We start from the raw sequence: 3,162 nt of genomic DNA, 5'->3' as shown, positions 1-3,162 counted from the left end.
ACCCGCTCGGCGACCCCGCCGCCCGGACCGCGGCCCGCCCCGCTCTCCCGCCTGCCGTGACGGGCCCGTACGTGCTCGCACCCACCGGGGCGGACCCGCGCAAGGACCTGCCCTGCGCGGTCGCCGCGTACGCCACGGCGCGCTCCCGCGGCGCCGCGCTCGGCCGGCTGGTCGTCGTGGGGCGGCTGTCCGCCGCCCAGCAGGACGCCGCCCGGGACCTGGCCGTCGAGCTCGGGGTCGACCCCGCGGAGCTCGACCTGCGCAGCGGCCTGGACGACGAGGGGCTCGCGGCGCTGTGCGCCGGCGCGACCGTGGCCGTCGTGACCTCGGTCGCCGAGGGCTTCTCGCTGCCGGTCGCCGAGGCCGTGCGCCGCGGCACCCCGGTCGTCGCCAGCGACATCGCCCCCCACCGCGAGCTCGTCGGGGACGGGGTGTGGCTGGCCCGCCGCCGCGACCCGGTCGCCACCGCCGACGCCCTCCGGGTGGTCCTCGCCGACCGGGCCGGCGTGCTCGCCCGCCAGCAGGAGGCCCTCGGCGACCTCGCGTCCCCGGCCGCCGTGGCCGCGCGGGTGGTCGAGGAGGTCACGGCGCTGCTCGCGCCCCCCGTCGCCGAGGTCGAGGCCGGGCCTGACGGCGGGGCCGGTCCCGACGGCGGCGCGGTCGCCCGGCGGCCGCGCCTCGTCCTCGTCACCCCGTGGCGGCCCCAGGTGAGCGGCATCTCCGACTTCAGCGCCGCGACCGTCGACGCGCTCGCGCACCTGGCCGACGTGGTCGTCGCCACCGAGGCCGAGGACCCCGCCCCGGCGGCCGTCCCCGTCGTCGGGCTCACGGTCGAGCCGTACCTCGACCCGTCGGTCGACGCCGTGGTCACGGTGCTGGGCAACAGCCTGCTGCACCTCACGGGCCTGGAGCTCGTGCGCTGCTTCGGCGGCCCCGTGGTGGCGCACGACTCGCGGCTGTTCGAGGTGTACCTGGCCTCGCGCGGCTGGGAGGCGACGACCGTGCTCGTCAGCCCGCCCGGCAGCCCGCTCGGCTCGGAGGACTTCCACCGCGCGCTCCTGGCCCCGGACCTGCTGCCCCGCCTGGGCTTCGCCGAGGTCTCCCCGCACGCCCGCCCGCTCGTCGTGCACTCCGAGCCGCTGGCGCGCCGGCTCGCCGAGGAGGGCCCGGTGCAGCCGGTCGTGGTCCCGTTCGTGCCGTACACGGTGCCGGACGGCGACGTCGGCGCCGAGCGGGTCCTGGCCGCCCGGGAGCGGCTGGGCCTGGGCGACGAGGTCGTCGTCGGCAGCTTCGGCCTGGTCGACGTCCGCACCAAGGGCGCCGACCACCTGGTGGCCGCCGCGCGCTGGTGCGAGGTCTGGGGCGCCGAGCCGGTGCTGCACCTCGTCGGCCCGGTGGCGGAGGCCGAGCGCACCCAGCTGACCGACATGGCGCGCCGGCTCGGCCTGTCGCGGGGGCCGGTCTTCCACGGGCACGTCGGCGAGGAGGAGCTGCGGACGTGGCTGCTCGCGGTCGACGTCGCGGTCCAGCTGCGCCGGCTGCGCCTGGGGGTGTCCGGCGCCCTTGCCGACTGCGTCGCGCACGGCGTGCCCACGGTGGCCACGGCCGGCATCGCCGAGGAGCTCGACGCCCCCGGGTACGTGGTGCGCGTGCCGCACGAAGCGACGCCGCTGCTGCTGGCCGAGCAGCTGCTGCCCGAGCTGCGCCCGCGCGCCGGCCGTGCGGACGCGATCGACGAGGAGCGGCGCTCGTACCTCCGGCGGCGCAGCATGGGGACGTACGCCCGGCAGCTGCTGGGCACGGTGACGGGGAGGCACGGGGGATGGAGCACGGGGTGACGGGGCCGGCGCCCGGCGGCGGGCCGGACCGGGCGACCGGGGCGGGAGTCCGGCGGGTCCTCGTCGACCTCACCGGCGCGCTCCTGGACCCGCGGCCCTCGGGGGCCCGCCGGGTGCTCGCGCACCTGCTGGAGGACGTCGACGTGCCCGGGGTCCGGCTGGAGCCCGCGGCCCTGCTGGGCGACCGCTGGGTGACCGTGCCCCGCTGGTACGCCTCGTGGGTGCTGCGGGGCGGCTTCGGCGGTGCGCCCGGCCTGGCCGCCGACGACCCCTCCGCGCCGGGGGCGGGGGAGCAGGCGGTCGTCCGCGGCTGGCAGGACCAGGCGCTGCGCGAGGTGCCCGTCGACGACGTGGCCGCCCGTGCCGAGGGCTACCTGCTGGGCCAGGTCTCGGCGGACCCCCTCGTGCTCGACGCCGCACGCCGTGCGCAGCAGGCCGGGGTACCGACGGTGCTCGTCTACCACGACTCCCTGTCCTCGCTGCACCCCGGGCTCGTGGACACCGAGCTGCACGTGCCGCTCAACGAGTACGCCGTCCTGGCGGCGCACGTGGACCACGTGGTGTTCCTGTCCGGGGCCGCGCGCGAGGAGTTCGAGCGACGGGTCCGGCGCTCGCCCGTGCCGCACGCCGTCGTCGCGCACCCCGGGGCGGAGGCCGCGGACCTGCTCGGGCCAGGGACGCCCGAGGTGGTCGAGCTGCCGCGGACGGACGAGCCGTCCGACGGGCCGGAGGTGCCGCACTTCGTCTGCCTCGGCGCCGTCGAGCCGCGCAAGCGCACCGACGTCGTCGTCACGGCCGTCGAGCGGCTGCGGGCCGCGGGCGTCCCCGCCCGGCTCACCGTGGTCGGCGACCGCGCCGCGGGCCCGCCCGGCTTCCTCGGGCCGCTGCGGCGCAAGGCCGACGACGGCGCGTTCGAGTGGGTCCACGGCCTCAGCGACGCCGCGGTGGCCCGCCTGCTGTCCGGTGCGACGGCGCTGGTGTTCCCCAGCGAGCACGAGGGCTACGGGCTCCCCCCGGTGGAGGCCCTCGCGCTCGGCACCCCGGTCGTCACCGCCGCGGACCTGCCCGCACTTGAGGCCGTCGGCGGCGCCGGCCAGCTGCGGCTGGAGCACGTGGACGAGGACTCGGTGCTGGGCGCGCTGGCGGAGCTCGCCGACCCCGCGGTCGCCGGCCGGCTGCGCGCCGAGGCGCAGGACGTCGAGCTCCCCACCTGGGAGGAGTTCGCCCGCCGCGTCGCAGACCTCCTCGCCCGTGCGGTCGCGGGAGGCGGGTGAGCGCGCCGGCCCCGCCGCCCGCCCCGGCCACGGCGAAGTCGGATCGTAGC

General features: G+C 78.9%; 2 protein-coding genes. Both read left to right on the top strand.

The annotated features are described in order from the left end of the window. The coding region (locus tag WCS02_RS18985) for a glycosyltransferase (protein WP_340295849.1) at positions 1-1,838 on the top strand (1,838 nt) is incomplete at its 5' end. Continuing rightward, the gene (locus WCS02_RS18980) at positions 1,823-3,112 is read left to right on the top strand and encodes a glycosyltransferase (protein WP_340295848.1); all 1,290 of its coding nucleotides are present in this window, start codon (positions 1,823-1,825) and stop codon (positions 3,110-3,112) included. The genes WCS02_RS18985 and WCS02_RS18980, both read left to right, overlap by 16 nt. The last annotated feature ends 50 nt before the right edge of the window (positions 3,113-3,162 follow it).

This window comes from Aquipuribacter hungaricus (genome assembly GCF_037860755.1).
Classification (GTDB): Bacteria; Actinomycetota; Actinomycetes; order Actinomycetales; family JBBAYJ01; genus Aquipuribacter; species Aquipuribacter hungaricus.
Note: the sequence above shows the minus strand (reverse complement) of the source record. Positions and strands in the feature narration are given on the sequence as shown.

What these genes read in the sequence shown, in the direction of transcription:
- WCS02_RS18980 (WP_340295848.1), top strand. Translation starts at nt 1,823, where the DNA reads ATGGAGCACGGGGTGACGGGGCCGGCGCCCGGCGGCGGGCCGGACCGG.